At 64.2% G+C, this 16537-nt stretch carries 19 protein-coding genes; 9 read left to right on the top strand and 10 right to left on the bottom strand.

The features are described 5' to 3' along the window. Positions 1 to 90: 90 nt before the first annotated feature. Entirely contained in the window at positions 91 to 1077 is a 987-nt protein-coding gene (locus tag OX462_RS13235; protein WP_070218408.1) for a sensor domain-containing diguanylate cyclase, read from the bottom strand. Positions 1078 to 1167: 90 nt separating this feature from the next. Then, positions 1168 to 2067, bottom strand: coding sequence for a sensor histidine kinase (locus tag OX462_RS13240; RefSeq protein WP_409028649.1), 900 nt, complete (start codon positions 2065 to 2067; stop codon positions 1168 to 1170). Between the two features lie 290 nt (positions 2068 to 2357). Between OX462_RS13240 and queE the strand changes: the two genes are divergently transcribed. The 8 genes from queE to OX462_RS13280 all read left to right on the top strand — a co-directional run bounded on the left by queE (position 2358) and on the right by OX462_RS13280 (position 11030). Next, a complete protein-coding gene (queE, locus tag OX462_RS13245; RefSeq protein ID WP_070218406.1) occupies positions 2358 to 2993 on the top strand; it encodes a 7-carboxy-7-deazaguanine synthase in 636 nt (211 codons plus the stop codon). 9 nt (positions 2994 to 3002) lie between these two features. Continuing rightward, positions 3003 to 3449, top strand: coding sequence for a 6-carboxytetrahydropterin synthase QueD (queD, locus tag OX462_RS13250; RefSeq protein ID WP_035819191.1), 447 nt, complete (start codon positions 3003 to 3005; stop codon positions 3447 to 3449). Next, a complete protein-coding gene (gene tadA / locus OX462_RS13255; RefSeq protein ID WP_409028650.1) occupies positions 3442 to 3951 on the top strand; it encodes a tRNA adenosine(34) deaminase TadA in 510 nt (169 codons plus the stop codon). The genes queD and tadA overlap by 8 nt, the downstream gene beginning before the upstream one ends. Positions 3952 to 4191: 240 nt before the next feature. After that, positions 4192 to 6555 carry a TonB-dependent hemoglobin/transferrin/lactoferrin family receptor gene (locus OX462_RS13260; RefSeq protein ID WP_409028651.1) on the top strand — a complete coding sequence of 788 codons (2364 nt, stop codon included), beginning with the start codon at positions 4192 to 4194 and terminating at the stop codon, positions 6553 to 6555. A gap of 62 nt (positions 6556 to 6617) precedes the next feature. Continuing rightward, on the top strand, positions 6618 to 7787 hold the full coding sequence (locus OX462_RS13265) for a hemin-degrading factor (protein ID WP_409028652.1): 1170 nt from the start codon (positions 6618 to 6620) through the stop codon (positions 7785 to 7787). A 179-nt stretch (positions 7788 to 7966) separates the two neighbouring features. Continuing rightward, the gene (locus OX462_RS13270) at positions 7967 to 8884 is read left to right on the top strand and encodes an alpha/beta fold hydrolase (protein WP_070218402.1); all 918 of its coding nucleotides are present in this window, start codon (positions 7967 to 7969) and stop codon (positions 8882 to 8884) included. A gap of 32 nt (positions 8885 to 8916) precedes the next feature. After that, positions 8917 to 9834: a muramoyltetrapeptide carboxypeptidase gene (gene ldcA / locus OX462_RS13275; protein ID WP_409028653.1), complete on the top strand. Its 918-nt coding sequence runs from the start codon at positions 8917 to 8919 to the stop codon at positions 9832 to 9834. A gap of 35 nt (positions 9835 to 9869) precedes the next feature. Further along, positions 9870 to 11030: a DUF418 domain-containing protein gene (locus OX462_RS13280; protein ID WP_409028654.1), complete on the top strand. Its 1161-nt coding sequence runs from the start codon at positions 9870 to 9872 to the stop codon at positions 11028 to 11030. 1 nt (position 11031) lies between these two features. Here the strand turns inward: OX462_RS13280 and OX462_RS13285 are convergent, their stop codons facing one another. Further along, the gene (locus OX462_RS13285) at positions 11032 to 11745 is read right to left on the bottom strand and encodes an SOS response-associated peptidase (protein ID WP_409028655.1); all 714 of its coding nucleotides are present in this window, start codon (positions 11743 to 11745) and stop codon (positions 11032 to 11034) included. 146 nt (positions 11746 to 11891) lie between these two features. Here OX462_RS13285 and OX462_RS13290 point away from each other — a divergent pair, with 146 nt between their 5' ends. Further along, on the top strand, positions 11892 to 12113 hold the full coding sequence (locus tag OX462_RS13290) for a hypothetical protein (protein WP_070218399.1): 222 nt from the start codon (positions 11892 to 11894) through the stop codon (positions 12111 to 12113). A gap of 7 nt (positions 12114 to 12120) precedes the next feature. Here the strand turns inward: OX462_RS13290 and OX462_RS13295 are convergent, their stop codons facing one another. From OX462_RS13295 to OX462_RS13325, 7 genes are all read right to left on the bottom strand, one after another. Further along, a complete protein-coding gene (locus tag OX462_RS13295; protein ID WP_070292288.1) occupies positions 12121 to 12366 on the bottom strand; it encodes a hypothetical protein in 246 nt (81 codons plus the stop codon). 73 nt (positions 12367 to 12439) lie between these two features. Continuing rightward, positions 12440 to 12745, bottom strand: a complete 306-nt coding sequence (locus tag OX462_RS13300) for a hypothetical protein (protein ID WP_070218397.1) — start codon at positions 12743 to 12745, stop codon at positions 12440 to 12442. A gap of 233 nt (positions 12746 to 12978) precedes the next feature. After that, positions 12979 to 13185: a hypothetical protein gene (locus tag OX462_RS13305; protein ID WP_070300249.1), complete on the bottom strand. Its 207-nt coding sequence runs from the start codon at positions 13183 to 13185 to the stop codon at positions 12979 to 12981. Between the two features lie 95 nt (positions 13186 to 13280). After that, positions 13281 to 13850: a manganese efflux pump MntP gene (gene mntP, locus OX462_RS13310; protein ID WP_070218395.1), complete on the bottom strand. Its 570-nt coding sequence runs from the start codon at positions 13848 to 13850 to the stop codon at positions 13281 to 13283. A 60-nt stretch (positions 13851 to 13910) separates the two neighbouring features. Beyond that, positions 13911 to 14765, bottom strand: a complete 855-nt coding sequence (locus tag OX462_RS13315; RefSeq protein ID WP_070218394.1) for an undecaprenyl-diphosphate phosphatase — start codon at positions 14763 to 14765, stop codon at positions 13911 to 13913. A gap of 95 nt (positions 14766 to 14860) precedes the next feature. After that, positions 14861 to 15646 (bottom strand): alpha/beta hydrolase, encoded by a 786-nt coding sequence (locus tag OX462_RS13320; protein ID WP_409028656.1) that lies wholly within the window; start codon positions 15644 to 15646, stop codon positions 14861 to 14863. Between the two features lie 172 nt (positions 15647 to 15818). Next, the gene (locus OX462_RS13325) at positions 15819 to 16460 is read right to left on the bottom strand and encodes a hypothetical protein (protein ID WP_409028657.1); all 642 of its coding nucleotides are present in this window, start codon (positions 16458 to 16460) and stop codon (positions 15819 to 15821) included. Positions 16461 to 16537 lie beyond the last annotated feature (77 nt).

Genomic DNA, 16537 nt, shown 5'->3' on the forward strand with positions numbered 1-16537 from the left:
AGAATATTCATGCCGCCGTGCATAGGGGCAAGGCGTTTTGGCATGAAGGGGGGCGTCAGGGCAGGCAAGGCGTGCCGCAGGGACCGGTGCTCAGGTCAGCGTCGTTTCCGGCAGGCTGATGCGGTTGCGGCCCAGGTGCTTGGCGCGGTACAGGGCGCAGTCGGCCGTGTGGATCAGCTGCCCCAGTTCCGTGCCGGGACCGGGCAGGGCCGTGGCGGCGCCGATGCTGACGGTGACGCAGGCGCCGTCGGGCCGCTTGCGCGGCAGCTGCAGCCGTTCCACGCGCTGGCGGATGCGTTCGGCCACGATGGCCGCGCCCTTGAGCGACTGGTTCGGCAGGATGACGGCGAACTCTTCGCCGCCGTAGCGGGCCACCAGGTCGTTCGTGCGCATTTCGCTGGCCACGGCGCCGGCCACCTTGCGCAGGCACAGGTCGCCGCCCTGGTGGCCGTGGCTGTCGTTATATTCCTTGAAATTGTCGACGTCGACCATCAGCAGCGACAGGGGCTGCTCCTGCCGCTGCGCGCGCTGCCACTCGGCCAGGATGGTGTCGTCGAAGCAACGCCGGTTGGCCAGCCCCGTCAAGCCATCGCGCGTGGCCAGGCGTTCCAGTTCCACCTGCGCGCGTTTTTCATCGGTCATGTCGCGCAGGGTTTCGACCACGGCGATCAGTTCACCGTGATTGCCATGGATGGGACTGGCATCGACGGCCAGGTAGCGCCGCCGCCCCGTGCGCGGCATGTCGCACCAGTTTTCCGCGCACAGGTTGCTGCCCGTGCCGCTGCGATATTGTTGCTGGGCATGCAGGGCGCGCATGTCGCCGCCGCGCCCGGACAGCAGCAGGTCGGCCAGGGTGGGGCGCTCGTCGTTATAAAAGCAGCGGCCCGGCTCGCGCGCGCCCAGCACTTCGGACGCTGGCACGCCCGTCAGCTGCTCGCAGGCGCGGTTCCAGATCATCACCCTGCCATGCACATCGAGTACGAAGGTGGGCACGACCAGTAATTCCATCATCTTGACGGCGAAACCCTGGGCTTCACCATACGGCGATACGCTGGCATGTGCGTGGCTATCCGGCATGAAAGCATCCTTCTTGGGCGTGAGTGGGGGCTGGTTCGTTGGCCATGATGCAGTGTGGCGGGCCGAAGGTGTTGATATTGAGCAATATTTTCAGCGATGGGCCATCGCCTCGTCATGGCGGACCGGCAGCGGCAGCGACAGGCGCAAGGTGGTGCCGGCGCCGCTGCGGCTGGCGATGTGCAGGCTGCCGCCGGCGGCGGCCACGCGCTCATGCATGCCGGACAGGCCGCAACCGAGGCGCGGCGGCGAGCCCGGCAGCCCGATGCCGTCGTCGCGGATGCGGCACTTCACGTTGGCGCCCGCTTGCAGCAGGCACAGCCGGACATGCGTGGCGCGCGCGTGGCGGGCGATATTGGCCAGCGCTTCCTGCACCACGTGGTACAGCAAGGCGCCGTGCGCGCGGCCGGCGGCGGCGTCGAGCCGGTAATCGCAGCGGCAATCAATGCCCGTGGTGCGCCGGAAGTCGGCCAGCAGCTCTTCGCATGCTGCTTGCAGCCCGGCGTCGAGGGCGGGCGGGCGCAAGTCATGGATGACGCAGCGCAGTGCAGCGATGCTGAGGTCGACATTGCGCACGATCACGGCCAGTTGCTGCGCCAGCTGGGGTGCCGTGCCATGCGTGCTGGTCTGCAGCATGGACAGGTCGATCTTCAAGGTCAGCAGATGCTGGCCCAGGTCGTCGTGGATGTCGCGCCCGATGCGCTGGCGCTCCTGTTCGCGCGCCTGCTGCTGCCCGCTGGCCAGGCGCTCCTGCTCGGCGTCCGCGCGCAGCTGTTCCAGCGCCCGCAGGCGCAGCGCCAGGCGGTGCTGGCGCCACAGCATCAGCGCCAGCGCACCGCACAGGATGGCGCAGGCCAGCATCAGGCGCAAGGGCGTGCCGGTCTGCAGTATCGGGCCGGCGGCGTAACCGGCGTGCAGGGAAGCGAGTGCGCCGGCCGCCAGGCAAGCCAGAATGCTCAGGCGACACGGCGGGCGTAGCCAGCGTTGCATCATTTTCTCGCTCCCTAAATGTTTTCCAGCAGGCAATGTTCTTACAGAAAATATATTAACCTTGGGTTATTTATATTGTCTAAACGCAAAAGCTGCGCAGTTTTGCCGGCCGCTGTGGCTTTCTTGCTGCCGGATGCCGCGGCGCCAGACGGCAGGCACGGCATTTGCACGGGAAGTGTCGCGGCGGCATATAATAGAGGGTTGTCAATCGGCTTCACGCCCCCGGCCAGGTGTTTTGCGCCGGGCGCGCCCGCATCCATGCGCGATGTGCCGGCCAGCTCTTAGGAAATACAGTGACTTATAGCATCAAAGAGATTTTTTACACCCTGCAGGGCGAAGGTGCGCACGCGGGCCGTCCGGCCGTGTTTTGCCGCTTTTCCGGCTGCAATCTGTGGACGGGCCGCGAAAGCGACCGCGCCACGGCCGTGTGCCAGTTCTGCGACACGGATTTCGTCGGCACCGATGGCGAACTGGGCGGCAAGTTCAAGACGCCCGAGGAGCTGGCCGCGCTGATCGACAGCCTGTGGCCGGCCAGCTACGCGCCGAGCAAATACGTGGTGTTTACGGGCGGCGAACCGCTGCTGCAGCTGGACACGGCCCTGATCGACGCCATGCACGCGGTCGGCTTTACCATCGCCATCGAAACCAACGGCACCTTGCCCGTGCCGGCCGGCGTGGACTGGATCTGCGTCAGCCCGAAGATGGGTTCGACACTGGTCGTCCACAAGGGCAACGAGATCAAGGTCGTCATCCCCCAGTTCCAGCAAGACCTGGCCGCCTACGAAGGGCTCGACTTCGAGAACTTCTTCGTGCAGGCGATGGATGGCCCCCTGGCCGCGCACAACATGAAGCTGGCCATCGAGACGTGCAAAAGCAACCCGAAGTGGAAGCTGAGCCTGCAAACCCATAAACTCCTGCAAATACCTTAATAAAACAATATGCTGACTATCACACGCAAGCTCGAATTCGACGCGGGCCACCGCATTCCCGACCACAAAAGCCAGTGCCGCAACCTGCACGGCCACCGCTACACGGTGGAAATCACGCTGGTCGGCAAGGTCATCGAAGCGGAAGGCAATTCCGACAATGGCATGATCATGGATTTTTCCGACGTGAAAACCCTGGCCAAGCAGCACCTGGTCGACGTCTGGGACCACGCCTTCCTCGTCTACGAGAAAGACACGGCCGTGCGCGATTTCCTGGCCAGCCTGCCCGACCATAAAACCGTCGTCATCGACCGCATCCCGACCGTGGAAAACCTGGCGCGCATCGCCTTCGAGATCCTGAAAGCGGCGTTTACCGACCATTTCGGCACGGGCTTGCACCTGCATAAGCTGGTGCTGCATGAAACGCCAAATTGCTGGGCAGAAGTGACCGATGACTGAAACGCACGCTGGCGCGCAGGACGCGCGCTACATGCAGCTGGCCCTGGAGCAGGCCCAGCACGCGTGGGACCTGGGCGAAGTGCCCGTCGGCGCCGTCGTCGTCAAGGACGGGGAAGTCATCGCCGTCGGCTACAACCAGCCCATCGGCCGCCACGACCCCACGGCGCACGCGGAAGTGATGGCCTTGCGCGCCGCCGCCGAAAAGCTGGGCAACTACCGCTTGCCCGGCTGCGAGCTGTACGTGACCCTGGAGCCGTGCGTGATGTGCTCGGGCGCCATGCTGCATGCCCGGCTGGCGCGCGTGGTGTACGGTGCGGGCGACCCGAAGACGGGCGCCTGCGGCTCCGTGCTGAACCTGTTCGAGCAGCCCGCGCTGAACCACCAGACGGCAATCGCAGGCGGGGTGCTGGCCGACGAGTGCGGCGCCTTCCTCAAGCGTTTCTTTGCCGAGCGCCGCCGTGCGCAGGCGGAGGCGCGCAAGCTGGCCAATCCGCAGGGCTAGCATCCTGTGCAGCAGGGCAGGGCCCGATGGCCTTGTCCAGGTGATAACCATGCCAGCCATCCGGCTGGCATTTTTATAATTGTTGCGAAATAACATCTGTCTAGACCAATTGCCATTCTCAAATGAGAATGATTCGTGTTACAGTATTGTTTTCGCCAGCAAACTTTCCTTATGCATCGTTAACACTTTCGTTATCGATCCGGGTTCAAGAGCCAGCCTCCACTCTTAAACCGGACCATCATGACTACTGTGCTTCCGCAGCGCACCGCTGCACCCGTCGTATTCTCAGCTCATCTGCCTGCCCGCCGCCATAACCTGGTGCTGCGCGCCGCCTTGCTGGGCCTGTTCGCGGCGCCGATGCTGCCTGCTCTCGCGCAGACGGCCGCCATCAATGCGGGCACGGCCGCTCAGGAGCCGGCCAAGTTGCCTGTCTTCCCGGAAATCGTCGTCAACGCCAAGCAGGACTATGAGCGCCGCGCCGGCACCAAGACGGTCGTCACGGCGGACGACCTGGAGCGCCGCAATGTCACCGAGATGGGCGGCATCGTGCGCTATTTGCCCTTGATCAGTGCGCCGGCGGCGGCCTCGGGCAGCGGCAGCGTGTGGGACGGCTCCGGCAATACCGGTTACAACATCCGCGGCCTGGAAGGCAACCGGGTCAGCCTGGAACTCGACGGCATCTCGCTGCCCGACGCGGCGCCCAAGCCGGACGGCAACACCCTCAACGCTTTTGCCACGGGCCGTGATTATTTTGATCCGGAAACCTTCCGCGAAGTGCGCATCGATTCGGGCACGACGGCCGCCAGCGGCGCCAATCCCGGCCTGGGCGGCGGCGTGGCCTTCATCACCAAGTCGCCCGAGGATTACCTGGGCGAAGGCACGGACCATTACGTGGCCTATAAATACGGCCGCGCCACGGCCGACCGCAGCAATGCGCACACGCTGACGGGCGCCGCCAAGCTCGGCGCCAATCTGCAGGGCCTGGCCGTCTACGTGCACCGCGATGGCGAGCAGATGGACAGCCGCGGTACCACGCCCGTCAACCCGGACGACTGGCATTCGAACGCCTTGCTGTCCAAGCTCGTGTGGACCTTGCCTGGCGAACAGAAGCTGGACTTGACGGTCGACATGTTCGAGCGCAAGAACAAGCGCGACCTGCGCAGCAAGGTCAGCACGTATTATCCGACGGGCGTGCAGCAGGATTCCACCACCAAGCGCACGCGCGTGAGCCTGGGCCACGACGTGGTGCTCAAGGATTTTGCCCTGTTCGACCGCCTGACGTCGAAGGTCTATCTGCAGAACGCGAAAACCGAGGACAAGACGCAAGGCGTCTACACGTTCGGCAGTCCGGCCCGGCGCGCCATCGATACCAATTTCAAGAATGACAGCATCGGCCTGACGTCGGAAGCGTTCAAGCAGCTCAATGCGGACAACGCGCTGCTGTACGGCGTGCAGCTGGAACAGCTGAAAACGCGCCGTCCGTGGCGCGAAGACCGCGTCATCGTCGCCACGGGCCAGCATCAGGTCACCAACAAGAACCGCATGGCCGACATGGACACGAGCAAGCTGGCCCTGTATGTGCGCGACGATTTCAGTTTCAATCTGGCGGGCAAGAAAGCCGTGCTGACGCCGGGCTTGCGTGCCGACTACCGCAAGAACGAACCGAAAAACCTGCAAACCTATGCGATCGCCGTGCCGAACGCGGCCAAGGAAGTGCGCAAAGAGAGCGACACCTATTTCACGCCCAGCCTGAGCCTGTCCGTGGAAGTCTTGCCGCAGATGAACGCCTACGCCACTTTCACGCGCGGCACGCGCCTGCCGACGGCGGCCGAGCGCACGGGCACCTACGACTCGTTCAGCTATACGGGCACGGGGCAGGGCTATGCCGTGCTGGGCAATGCGAACTTGCGCAAGGAAACGAGCAAGGCGTATGAACTGGGCCTGAAGGGCGACGTCACCAGGGGCTTGAGCATGCACGCGTCCGTCTACCAGACGGAATACACGGACATGATCGACTATGTGGTGCAAAAAGATGATCCGGTGAACTACCCCACCATCACGCGCGGCCTGTTCCGCCCGGAAAACATCGGCAATGCGCGCACCTGGGGCGCCGAGCTGACCCTGCGCGCCGAGCTGGGCGCCTGGGCGCCGGCCATGCAGGGCTACCACGTGGACCTGGCCACGGGCGTGGCCAAGGGCCGCTCCTTCAATACCCAGACGGGCGAGAGCGGCGGCCTGAACTCGGTGGCGCCCGCCAAGTCGGCCTTGACCTTCGGCTACGACCATGCGAACCAGCTGTTCGGCCTGGCGCTGACGGCCGTGCATGCGGGCGCCAGGCAGGCACCGGAAAACCTGCTGATCGGCGATGCCGGCCCGCTGTTTACCGTGCCGTCGTACACCATCTTCGACCTGTCGACGTACTGGAACGTGCACAAGAACGCGAAGATCGTCGTCGGCGTGTACAACTTGACGGATCGCAAGTACTGGGACTACGCCGCCTCGCGCAGCCTGGCCGCCGGCACCACGGCCGCCAGCCGCGCCGAGATCGAGCGCTACGCCAAACCGGGCCGCAACGTCGCCGCCAGCCTCAGCGTCAATTTCTAAATTTTTACCGGGGAGGGGCGCCTGCCCCTCTTTTTTTCCATGTTTGATTGAATGGTCTCTCTATGAAGTTATCCAAACTCGTTCTATCCCTGCTAGGCAGCCTGCTGATTGCAAACGCATATGCGGCCCCAGCCACCCTGGCGGAACGCTGGTCCACCTTGCGCACGGAACAGCCGAAGCTGCAGATCCGCGACGCGGCGCGCGCGCTGGGCGTGTCCGAAGCGCAATTGCTGGCAACCAACATCGGCAAGGGCGTCACGCGCCTGCAGGCGGACGGCAACCAGCCGCGCGAAATCATGCGCGCCGCGCTGGACCTGGGCCTCGTGCAAGCGATCACGCGCAATGAAAACGGCGTCATCGAAACGACGGGCGTGGCCAGCAAGTTCAAGCAGGCGGGCGACAAGTCCGAGCAGGCCGACGCCAAGGACCCGGAAACGGAAGCGCGCCAGCGCAATATCGCGGGCGGCTACCTGGGCGGCCAGATCGACCTGCGTTTCCACTTTGAAAACTGGAAATACGCATTTGCCGTGGAACAGCCTGGCCGCGATGGCAAGCCGACGCGCAGCCTGCAATTTTTTGACGCCAACGGCACGGCCGTGCACAAAATCTACCTGCGCAACGAGCCTGGCGTGGCCGTCTACGATAAATTGGTGGCCACCTTCCGCGCGCCGCAGCAAAGCGCGGAACTGAACGTGCTGGCCGTGGCGCCGAAAGCGGCGGAAAAGCCGGACAGCGAAATCGACGTCAAGGAATTCCAGCTGGCCTGGAAAGACATGACGGACGTGCACCAGTTTGCGCAAATCATGCGCGAATTCCACCTGACGCGCGAACAGGCGCTGCGCCTGGCGCCGGCCGGCGTGGTCGAGCGCGTGACGCCGCAAGCGCTGCGCACCCTGCTGGAAAACGCAGCCAAGGACAAGGTCGCCATCATGGTCTTTCTGGGCAATGAAGGCTTGACGCAGATCTACAGCGGCAAGATCGAAAAAACCATGGCGGCCGGCGGCTTCTTCAATGTGCTGGACCCGGACTTCAACCTGCACATCCGCGACACGGCCCTGCGCAGCGGCTGGGTCGTCAAGCGCGGCGGCGTCACGTCCGTCGAGTTCTTCGACAACGACGGCACGCAAGTGGTCTCCTTCTTCGGCGTGCGCGAGCGGGGCAAACCGCAGCCGCAAAGCTGGGTGGATCTGGCCGATAGTCTGCCAAAGGCAAAAAAGGTTTTTGCAAGTTGATGAGTATCAGCACGTGACAGAACCGCAGCGATACGCCGTAGCTGATGTCATGTGCGACCAGAGCAACACTTCAGTGTGGGTGCCGCGTGCCGGTCTCATGTCTGAAGCACAATAGTGGTATGCTGATTGCAAGGCCGCAGCGATCGTGTCTGCGTGCTGGTTCCTGAAGAGAGGCAATCATGGCAACCATCATGGCGAACGGCCTCAACATAGCTTATGAAAGCCACGGCAACCCGGATGATCCGTGCGTGCTGCTGGTCATGGGCCTGGGCATGCAACTGATCGCCTGGCCGGCGGACTTTGTCGAAGGCATCGTCGAACAAGGTTTTCGCGTCGTGCGTTTCGATAACCGCGACAGCGGCCTGTCGAGCAAGATGGCGCAGGCGGGCAAACCGTATCTGCCGCTGGCCTACGTGAAAAACCTGCTGGGCTGGCCCCTCAAAACTTCCTACACCCTCGATGACATGGCGGACGACGCGCTGGGCTTGCTGGCGGCTCTGCGCATTGCGCAGGCGCACGTGATCGGCGTGTCGATGGGCGGCATGATCGCGCAAGTGATGGCGGCGCGCGCGCCGCTGCAAGTGCTCAGCCTGACCTCCATCATGTCGAGCAGCGGCCGGCGCGGCTTGCCCGGCCCCACGCGGGCGGCACGCAATGCGCTGTTGCAACGCCCGAAACGCAATGCCAGCCGCGCCGAACTGATGGCCCATATGGCGGCCACCGTGCGCGTCATCGGCAGTCCCGCCTATCCCGTGTCGGAAAAGCTGCTATACCAGCGCATCGAAGCGGCGTTGCAGCGCGGCAGCTGCCCGGAAGGCGTGGCGCGGCAAATGGTCGCCATTGCCGCCTCGGGCGAGCGCACGGCCTTGCTGCCCAGTATCAGCTGCCCGGCGCTGGTGATCCATGGCGCGGCCGATCCCCTGATCCCCGTCGCCTGCGGCATCGATACGGCGGCGCTGATTCCGGGCGCCACGCTCGAAGTGATCGAAGGCATGGGGCACGACATGCCGCCCCAGCTGATCGAGCGCCTGCTCGCCTTGATCGATGTGCATCTGCAAGGTAAGATGGCGCCCCAGATGCGCTCCCAGCCAGCCTAGGCGCGCCCACCACTTTTGAAGGCATGGGCATTTTGAAGACACCTGAAATTGGCATCGCCATCGTGGCGCCTGGCGGTTGCGCGCCCGATGACGCGGCCGTGGCGCGCGGCATCGCCCGCCTGCAGGCGCAAGGCGCCACCGTCCACAACTACTACGACCCCGCACACAGCTTCCAGCGTTTCGGCGGCACGGATGCGGGCCGCCTGACGCAGCTGAACGCGGCAGCCGCCGACCCCGACGTGCAGGTGGTGATCGCCTTGCGCGGCAGCTACGGCATCAGCCGCATCCTGCCCGACATCGATTTCGACCGCATGGCTGCCAGCCGCAAGCTGTTCGTCGGCTACAGTGATTTTACTGCCTTCCACATGGGCTTGATGGCGAAAACGGGCCGCGCCAGCTTTGCCGGCCCCATGGTCTGCGACGATTTCATCCGTGACGAGCCCGAGCAATTTACGCTCGATCAGCTGTGGTCGTGCCTGGAGGGACCCACGCACACGGTCACGGGCACGTCCGTTGGCAATCCACAGGTTGATGCGGTGGGGAAATTGTGGGGCGGCAACCTGGCCATGCTGGTCCACCTGCTCGGCACGCCGTATTTCCCCGAGATCGACGGCGGCATTTTGTTCCTGGAAGACGTCAACGAGCACCCGTACCGGGTCGAGCGCATGCTGCTGCAATTGCTGCATGCGGGCGTGTTCGAACGCCAGCATGCGGTCGTGCTCGGCGACTTTTCCGCCTACAAGCTGAGTCCGATGGACAAGGGCTACGATTTCGACGTCATGCTGGCCTACGTGCGCGAACGCCTGCCCGTGCCCGTGCTGACGGGACTCGAGTTCGGCCACATCCGCCGGCGGGTCACCTTGCCGTTCGGCGGCCAGGCGCGGCTGCAATCGGATGCCTCGGGTTTCAGCCTGCAGGTGAGCGATTACCCGACTCTGGCGCGGCCCTGAACTCCCTGAACGCTATTCACGCCAAACCCGGCAGGTTGCTGCAGGTCGATGTGCTGCGCGGCATCGCCGTGTTTGGCATCTTGCTGGTGAATATCTGGGGCTTTGCCTGGGGCACGCTGTCCTTGCGCTACGGCACCTTGCCGGCGCAGCCGCCCGTGCTCGACCAGCTCGTCATTTTCGGCGTGGCGGCGCTGGCGCAGTTCAAGTTCTATCCCGTCTTCGCTTTTTTGTTTGGCGCCGGTTTTGCCCTGCAAACACGTTCCCTGAAACGCCAGCTGGGCAGCTGGGAGCAGGCGCAAGCGGCGTACCGGCGCCGTTTGCGCTGGCTGCTCGTGTTCGGACTGCTGCATGGTTTCTGCATCTGGAGCGGCGACGTGCTGACCTCGTATGCGGTCGCCGGCATGCTCGTCCTGCCCCTGGCAGCGGCCAAACTGAGCCGCATACGCAACCGCGCCTGGCTGGTGGCGGCCGGTTTTCTGCTGTTCATGTGCTTGCTCATTCCCGTGGGGCAGCAGGGCGGCGCGCCGGACACGGCGCATGATTTGCAAAACTTCGCGGCCCGCTACGCCACCTATACGCAAGGCAGTGTGTGGGCCGTGGCCAGGCTGCGCGCCAACGATTTCCTCGTCTCTTTGCTGTACGCCGCCGTCATGCTGCCGCACATCATCGTGCTGTTCCTGCTGGGCATTTTGTCCGTGCGCTGCGGCTGGCTGACGCAGCCGCGGCGCCACGAGCGCCTGTGGCGCCGCGTGCGCGCCGTGGGGCTGGGCGTGGGCTTGCCGTTCAACCTGCTGGCGGCGGGGGCCGTCGCGTGGCAGGTGGCCGATCCGTATCAAACCGTGTTCGATACGGCCCTGTTCGAAGTGGGCCTGTTCGCCGGCGGTCCCGTGCTGGCGGCCGGTTATGTGGCGGCGCTGATGCTGGCCGGTCCCTTCCTGCTGCGCTGGCTCGGTGCATGGCTGGCGCCCGTGGGCCGCATGGCGCTGAGTAATTATCTCTTGCAATCCTTGCTTGGCACCTGGCTGCTGCAGGGGCCGGGCCTGGGCTGGGGCGCCACGCTGCGTCCCATCGAGATGCTGGGCCTGGCCATAGTGATCATGGCGGGGCAGGTGCTGCTCAGCCACTATTGGTTGCGGCACTTCCGCCAGGGGCCGATGGAAGCGCTGTGGCGCCGGCTGGCGCGCTTGCCCGGCTGAGTTAGTCGGCGCCCCAGTCGAAGGCGCCTTGCGGCGACACCGGCGGCGCCTTGGGTTTGGCGGACGGCACGAGCGGATTATCGACGGCATGCCACTCGAACAAGTCCACGTCGAGCATGCAGGTGCGCGCCAGGTGCAGCGCCTGCTCGGGCGTGAGCGCGGGGGCTAGCCAGCGGTGCGCGTCTTCCAGGCTGACGGCGACGGGGCGGCGGTCGTGGATATCGACCATGCCGCCCAGGCTGTCGGCCGTCACCAGCACGAAGCCCGCTTCCTCGCGGTTGAATTTGTACGGCCCGAACTGGGCCAGCGCCAGCAGGAACAGGCGCGCGCGGTCCTTGCGGTGGATGTGCCACGGCTGCTTGCGGCCTTTCTCTCCCGTCCATTCATACCAGCCATCGACGCAGACGATGCCGCGCCCCGCGCGCAGCAAGGGTTTCCAGTAGGCGCTTGCCAATTTTTCCAGCCGGGCATTGATGGCGATGGGGATTTTTTTCTTGCCGGGGGCGGGCACGGCTTGGGCGGCCCAGGCAGGGCGGTAGCCCCAGAAGACATCGTCGACCCGGTGCACACCATCCTGGATATGCAGCACGGGCCGGTATGTGCCGGGCGACACGTTCAGGTGCGGCTCGGCCTCGCTGTCGAACACCGCGTCGGTCCAGCCGAAGGATGACGCCAGCACGCGCGCCGTGTCATTTTGATCGAATCGTCCACACATGCCGAAATCATACCCGATCGCCTGTAGGCGCGAGCGCGGCGTGCATCCTTTTCGTGAGTGTGATCAAACGTACAGACTGCTGGCAGCATGTGGCGCACAGTGGAACCCAGTCAGATCCCTGACGCTTTTTTTGCATCGGAGGAATTATGTCTTTTGAAAACCCCACCATCCACAAAGGCTTTATCATCAGCGCCACGGCCAGCCAGCGCCGCGATGGCCGCTGGGTCGGTTCGTACATCAGCCAGAACCAGGCGTGCGGCGCGTATGCGGATACCTGTGATTATGATGATTGCAGCAATGAAAAAGAGGCGCAGCAAATAGCCTTGTCGGTAGGCTGGCGCCTGGCCGATGGGGTGCCGGTACGCTGAAACAGCCTTAGCGCTTGCCCCGCAGCGCCAGCAGCAAGCCTGCTAGCGGGAACAGCAGGACGGTGCCCAGCCGTACGGAGGTCAGCGACGCGGCCTCCACGCCCAGCACATGGGGCAAAGCCAGCAGCAACAGGGGAGCGGGCACGGCAATCGCGAAGAAAAACAGGTACCACGAATAGCCATTCTTTTTGGCCAGCAAGGCGATCAGCGCGCAGCCGACCAGGAAGACGAGCGGTACATTCACAAATTCCATGGTGTTGATTTTTCATCCGGGAAAGCGCGTCATTATACGCGCCACCCCGGATGGCCGGATGCGCTTGCCGGCGTCAGTTGCCGACGAAATCCGGCGGCTGCGGCGCCTGTTTTCCGGCCAGCGGCCCGTCGGCCGGCAGCAGCGCCTTGATGGCGCCGTTATAGATGAGTTCCTGGGCATACGCCGATGCCTCGATCAAGGCCGCATGCACGGACTTGAAACTGCTCGGCGTTTCTATCAGCACGGGCTTGGCGTACACCTGCAGGGTATCGCCGCGCTTGCTGATCAAAATCATGCCCCGGTAGCGCCCATCCTTCTCCAGCGCCCCCGCCACATGAAATTCATAGCCCCGGATCTGGTGTTTTTGTTGCTGATCCATGTTTGCCGCCTCCAGGCCTGATTGTCATGGGCCAGACCATGCCACGCGTATCGAACGGCAGAGTGTTTGATTTGTATCAATACGTCCCTTGAACGCATTCAACTAGCGTATCGACGCTTGTTGCAAGCGTAGCGAGCGGAGGGGATGTGTGGCTGAGAAGCGCAACCGTACATAAGTACGGTGAGCATCGCCAGCCGCAAAGCCCCCCGCGCAGTAGCTTGCGGCAAGCGTCCTCACCCAGCGCGAATGGCGCGGATCTGTTGGGCTGTTTCCTCGATCTCGCGATACGCTTCCTGAATATAGCCATGGATCGGGTGCCCATCCATCCACTCGAAATACGCGCGCTCATCGTGTTTTATGGCAAAAGGGACGTGGTGGTCGCGTATCGATTCGGCCGTTTCGCGCACCAGCGCGGCAAAAAGCAGCTCAATAGTTTCCATGATGGTCACCTTGCGAGACAGGAATGCAGAGCATTGAATGTAGCACAAAGCGCGCTGCCGTCCACGCCGGCGCTTGTGCCGTGCGCGCCCGGGCTTCAGGCCGGGTGGCCGATATGCTCGTACAAGATCACGCAGCCGATGACGATCAGTACCAGGCCGCCCACCAGTTCGGCGCGCCGGCCCGCTACCGTGCCCAGCACGCGGCCCAGCATCACGCCCAGGGTCACCATGACGAAGGTGGAAAAGCCGATGGCGGCCGCCGTGACGACGATATTGGCGCCCAGCAAGGCCAGGCCCGCACCCACGACCATGGCGTCGATGCTGGTCGCCAGGCCCGTGACGGCCAGCACCCAGAACGAGTGCGACTGGGCCGGCGCTTCTTCCTCGTCGGCGTCGGACAGGGCATTGCGTATCATCAACAGGCCGATGATGCCCAGCAGGCTGAAGGCGATCCAGTGATCCCACGCTTCCACGTAGGGCGCTGCCACGCTGCCCAGGGCCCAGCCGATGATGGGCGTGATCGCCTCGATGACGCCGAAGATCAGCCCCGTGCGCAGCGCCTCGCGCCATTGCGGCTTGTGCAGGGCTGCGCCCTTGCCGACGGCAGCCGCGAAGGCATCGGTGGACATGGCGAGGGAGAGGGCGGCGGTGGCGGCGAAATTCATCGTTGGCTTTCTGTAAAACCTGGCTGGGATGGTGAGTGGCAAATGACAAACCCGGCGATTTTACCCTACGTACAGCACCACGGCAGAGGCCAGCAGGCAATACGCGCCAAAGAAATGCCAGCGGCCCTGTTCCAGCCAGCGCGACAGCCAGCGCAGGGCCAGCAAGCCGGCCAGGAACGACAGCAGCATGCCCAGCAGGCTGGGGCCGAGCAAATGCAGCAGGCTGTTGCCGTGTTCCAGATGGTCCAGGCTGCCATTTGCCACGGCCTGGTAGAAGCGCCAGCCTTCCTTGACCAGCACGGCCGGCGTCAGCACGACGGCGAGGGCAAAGCTGAATTCCTCGGCGCGGCGCTGCGGCACGCCCATGGCGATGCCGGCGGAAATGGTGGCGCCCGAGCGGGAAAAGCCGCGGAAGGGCAGGCACAGGCCTTGCACGGCGCCGATCACCATCGCCTTGCCGATGGACAAGGTGCCATGCTGGCGCGCCTGCAGGCGCGACGACACAATGATCAGCACGCCGGCGGCGGCCAGCGCGGCGGCCATCAGTTTCGCGTTGCCAAACAGGTGCTCGATTTCAAAACCGGGTGCATCCTTGCTCATGACATGGGTGATGCCCTTGAGCAAGCCGAAGCCGACGATGCCCGTCAGGGCCGTGGCGGCCGCGAGCAGCAGCACATTGCGTCGGAAGGCGCTGGCCGAACTGAAATAGGTGGCGCGCCAGGATGCCCAGAAATACACGATGACGGCGAACATGGTGCCGGTATGCAACATCACGAGCAGCATGGTCAGTTCGGGCGACGTGGGGTCCAGCCCCATCCATTTTTCCGCCATGATGACGTGGGCGGAGCTGGACACGGGCAGCAGCTCGGCGAAGCCCTGGACGATGGAAAGGATAAATAATTGCAAAAAGTTCATGGCGGACGGGACTCAGGCGGGAAAAGCAGGGCCGCCGATTTTACCCGCCCGACCCTGCGGATGAGCCCCTCACCAGATTACAGTTTGTCCATGTCTTACTGCCTGGCCGGTTCTTGCGGCTTGAAGACGCTGCGGAAAGCCTTCAAGGCTGCGGGATGGTAGACCGTGCCATGGGTCTCTTCCGGCATCTTTTCGACGTGCCATTGCAAGCCGGGCGGCGCCTGCTTTTGCAGCACGTCGGACAGGCGCTGCACTTCGATGGCGATGCCCGCTTCGCTGCTGGACGCCAGGTACAGGCTGTGCTTGCCCGGCTTGCCCTTGGCCAGCAGCGCCGCCGCCTGACGCGGCAGCGCGCCCTGGTTCCACCACAGGCTGGGGTCGAAGGCCAGGTAATGGTCGAACAGCTGCGGTTCCAGCAGGTACGTTTCCACCACGAACAGGCCCGCCAGCGATTCGCCGACGATGGCCGTTTCGCCCGTCGTGCGGTAGCGGCGTTTGACTTCCGGCATCAGCTCGTCGCGGATGAAGGCCCGGTAGGCTGGCGAACCACCCACGACGGGAGCGATCTTGCGGTCTTGCGCATTATCGGTCGGCCCCGTCAGGTCGCGCCGGCGCTGCGTGTTTTGCATGCCGACCAGCATGAACGGGCGCATCGTGCCGTTGGCTACCGACACCTGCAGCAAGCCGGCCACGTGCAGAAAGTCTTCGGCCACGCCGCCGTCGGGCATGTACAGCACGGGCAGGGGCGCGTCGGGCGGCGTATCCCAGGCGCGCGCCACATACACATTGATGTGGCGCTGTTCCTTCAGCGCCTGCGAGTCGATCGTGAAACTTTCGCCGATGACGAGCGGCGTGGCCGCGCTGGCGGCAGCGTTAGCCATAGCGGCGGGCGCGGCAGTGGCGAGGTGGACAGAGCTGGACAGCAGCAGGGCGGCGGTGAGGTGCAGTGCAAGGCAAGAGCGGCGCATGTTTTCCCATAATAAGTAGTGGATAGATGGCATGTACTCGTATAGACATGCCATTAAGCAATTCTATCTTATCTTTGAGGCAGGCTTACTTGATCGTCAATAGCTTGCGCTCGCGCACGATTCCCGCCTTGTCGATCGTGTAGGCAACCAGCAGCGCGCCATCCTCGGCGCAGGCGTGGCAGGTGATCAGGGGCGTAGAAAATAGCACGCTCTGGCCGCCATCGGCGGTCGCCGTGCTGCCAATAAAGTCGGCGGGGGCGAACGGGACAGAGTCTGGGTGGGCGGCGGCAAACGCGCGCCAGGCCGGTGTGGCGCGGTCTTCCTCGCGCACGGAGTCCTCGTCGACGTCGATGGCGGCGCCATCGCTGCCGATCAGCAGGGTGCCTTCATTCGTGTTGGCGCGGAACGGATAGGTGACGGTGGCCAGGGCCGCCTTGCCCAGCGGTCGCCAGGCCGAGATGAAGCCCGCCTTGTTTGCCTTGACCAGCATGTTGGCGGCGGCGATGGCTTGCGGACGGGCGCCCGAGCGCTGCATGGTGCGCAGCAGGCAGACGTCGGGTGCGGTCGACGATTGTTCGCTGCGGCAAGCCGACAGCGAGCGCTCCTGCCACACGGCGCGCGCGTCGATGGGGCCCGTCTCCAGGGCATGGGCCGCCTGCATGGCGGCCAGGCCGCCGACGGCAAGGATGGCGCAGCCGGCTACGTGGCGGGAAAATCGTGTGGACATGGGGATGCCTTTCAAGAGCGGAAACAGGAGAGTCTCCGATTATAGGAGGGGGTTGGCGTCCTTGCCCACACGAAACG

It is taken from the genome of Janthinobacterium aestuarii (assembly GCF_046113285.1).
Classification (GTDB): Bacteria; Pseudomonadota; Gammaproteobacteria; order Burkholderiales; family Burkholderiaceae_D; genus Janthinobacterium.

What these genes read in the sequence shown, in the direction of transcription:
- OX462_RS13235 (WP_070218408.1), bottom strand. Translation starts at nt 1,077, where the DNA reads ATGCCGGATAGCCACGCACATGCCAGCGTATCGCCGTATGGTGAAGCC.
- OX462_RS13240 (WP_409028649.1), bottom strand. Translation starts at nt 2,067, where the DNA reads ATGATGCAACGCTGGCTACGCCCGCCGTGTCGCCTGAGCATTCTGGCT.
- queD (WP_035819191.1), top strand. Translation starts at nt 3,003, where the DNA reads ATGCTGACTATCACACGCAAGCTCGAATTCGACGCGGGCCACCGCATT.
- tadA (WP_409028650.1), top strand. Translation starts at nt 3,442, where the DNA reads ATGACTGAAACGCACGCTGGCGCGCAGGACGCGCGCTACATGCAGCTG.
- OX462_RS13260 (WP_409028651.1), top strand. Translation starts at nt 4,192, where the DNA reads ATGACTACTGTGCTTCCGCAGCGCACCGCTGCACCCGTCGTATTCTCA.
- OX462_RS13265 (WP_409028652.1), top strand. Translation starts at nt 6,618, where the DNA reads ATGAAGTTATCCAAACTCGTTCTATCCCTGCTAGGCAGCCTGCTGATT.
- OX462_RS13270 (WP_070218402.1), top strand. Translation starts at nt 7,967, where the DNA reads ATGGCAACCATCATGGCGAACGGCCTCAACATAGCTTATGAAAGCCAC.
- OX462_RS13285 (WP_409028655.1), bottom strand. Translation starts at nt 11,745, where the DNA reads ATGTGTGGACGATTCGATCAAAATGACACGGCGCGCGTGCTGGCGTCA.
- OX462_RS13290 (WP_070218399.1), top strand. Translation starts at nt 11,892, where the DNA reads ATGTCTTTTGAAAACCCCACCATCCACAAAGGCTTTATCATCAGCGCC.
- OX462_RS13295 (WP_070292288.1), bottom strand. Translation starts at nt 12,366, where the DNA reads ATGGAATTTGTGAATGTACCGCTCGTCTTCCTGGTCGGCTGCGCGCTG.
- OX462_RS13300 (WP_070218397.1), bottom strand. Translation starts at nt 12,745, where the DNA reads ATGGATCAGCAACAAAAACACCAGATCCGGGGCTATGAATTTCATGTG.
- OX462_RS13305 (WP_070300249.1), bottom strand. Translation starts at nt 13,185, where the DNA reads ATGGAAACTATTGAGCTGCTTTTTGCCGCGCTGGTGCGCGAAACGGCC.
- mntP (WP_070218395.1), bottom strand. Translation starts at nt 13,850, where the DNA reads ATGAATTTCGCCGCCACCGCCGCCCTCTCCCTCGCCATGTCCACCGAT.
- OX462_RS13315 (WP_070218394.1), bottom strand. Translation starts at nt 14,765, where the DNA reads ATGAACTTTTTGCAATTATTTATCCTTTCCATCGTCCAGGGCTTCGCC.
- OX462_RS13320 (WP_409028656.1), bottom strand. Translation starts at nt 15,646, where the DNA reads ATGGCTAACGCTGCCGCCAGCGCGGCCACGCCGCTCGTCATCGGCGAA.
- OX462_RS13325 (WP_409028657.1), bottom strand. Translation starts at nt 16,460, where the DNA reads ATGTCCACACGATTTTCCCGCCACGTAGCCGGCTGCGCCATCCTTGCC.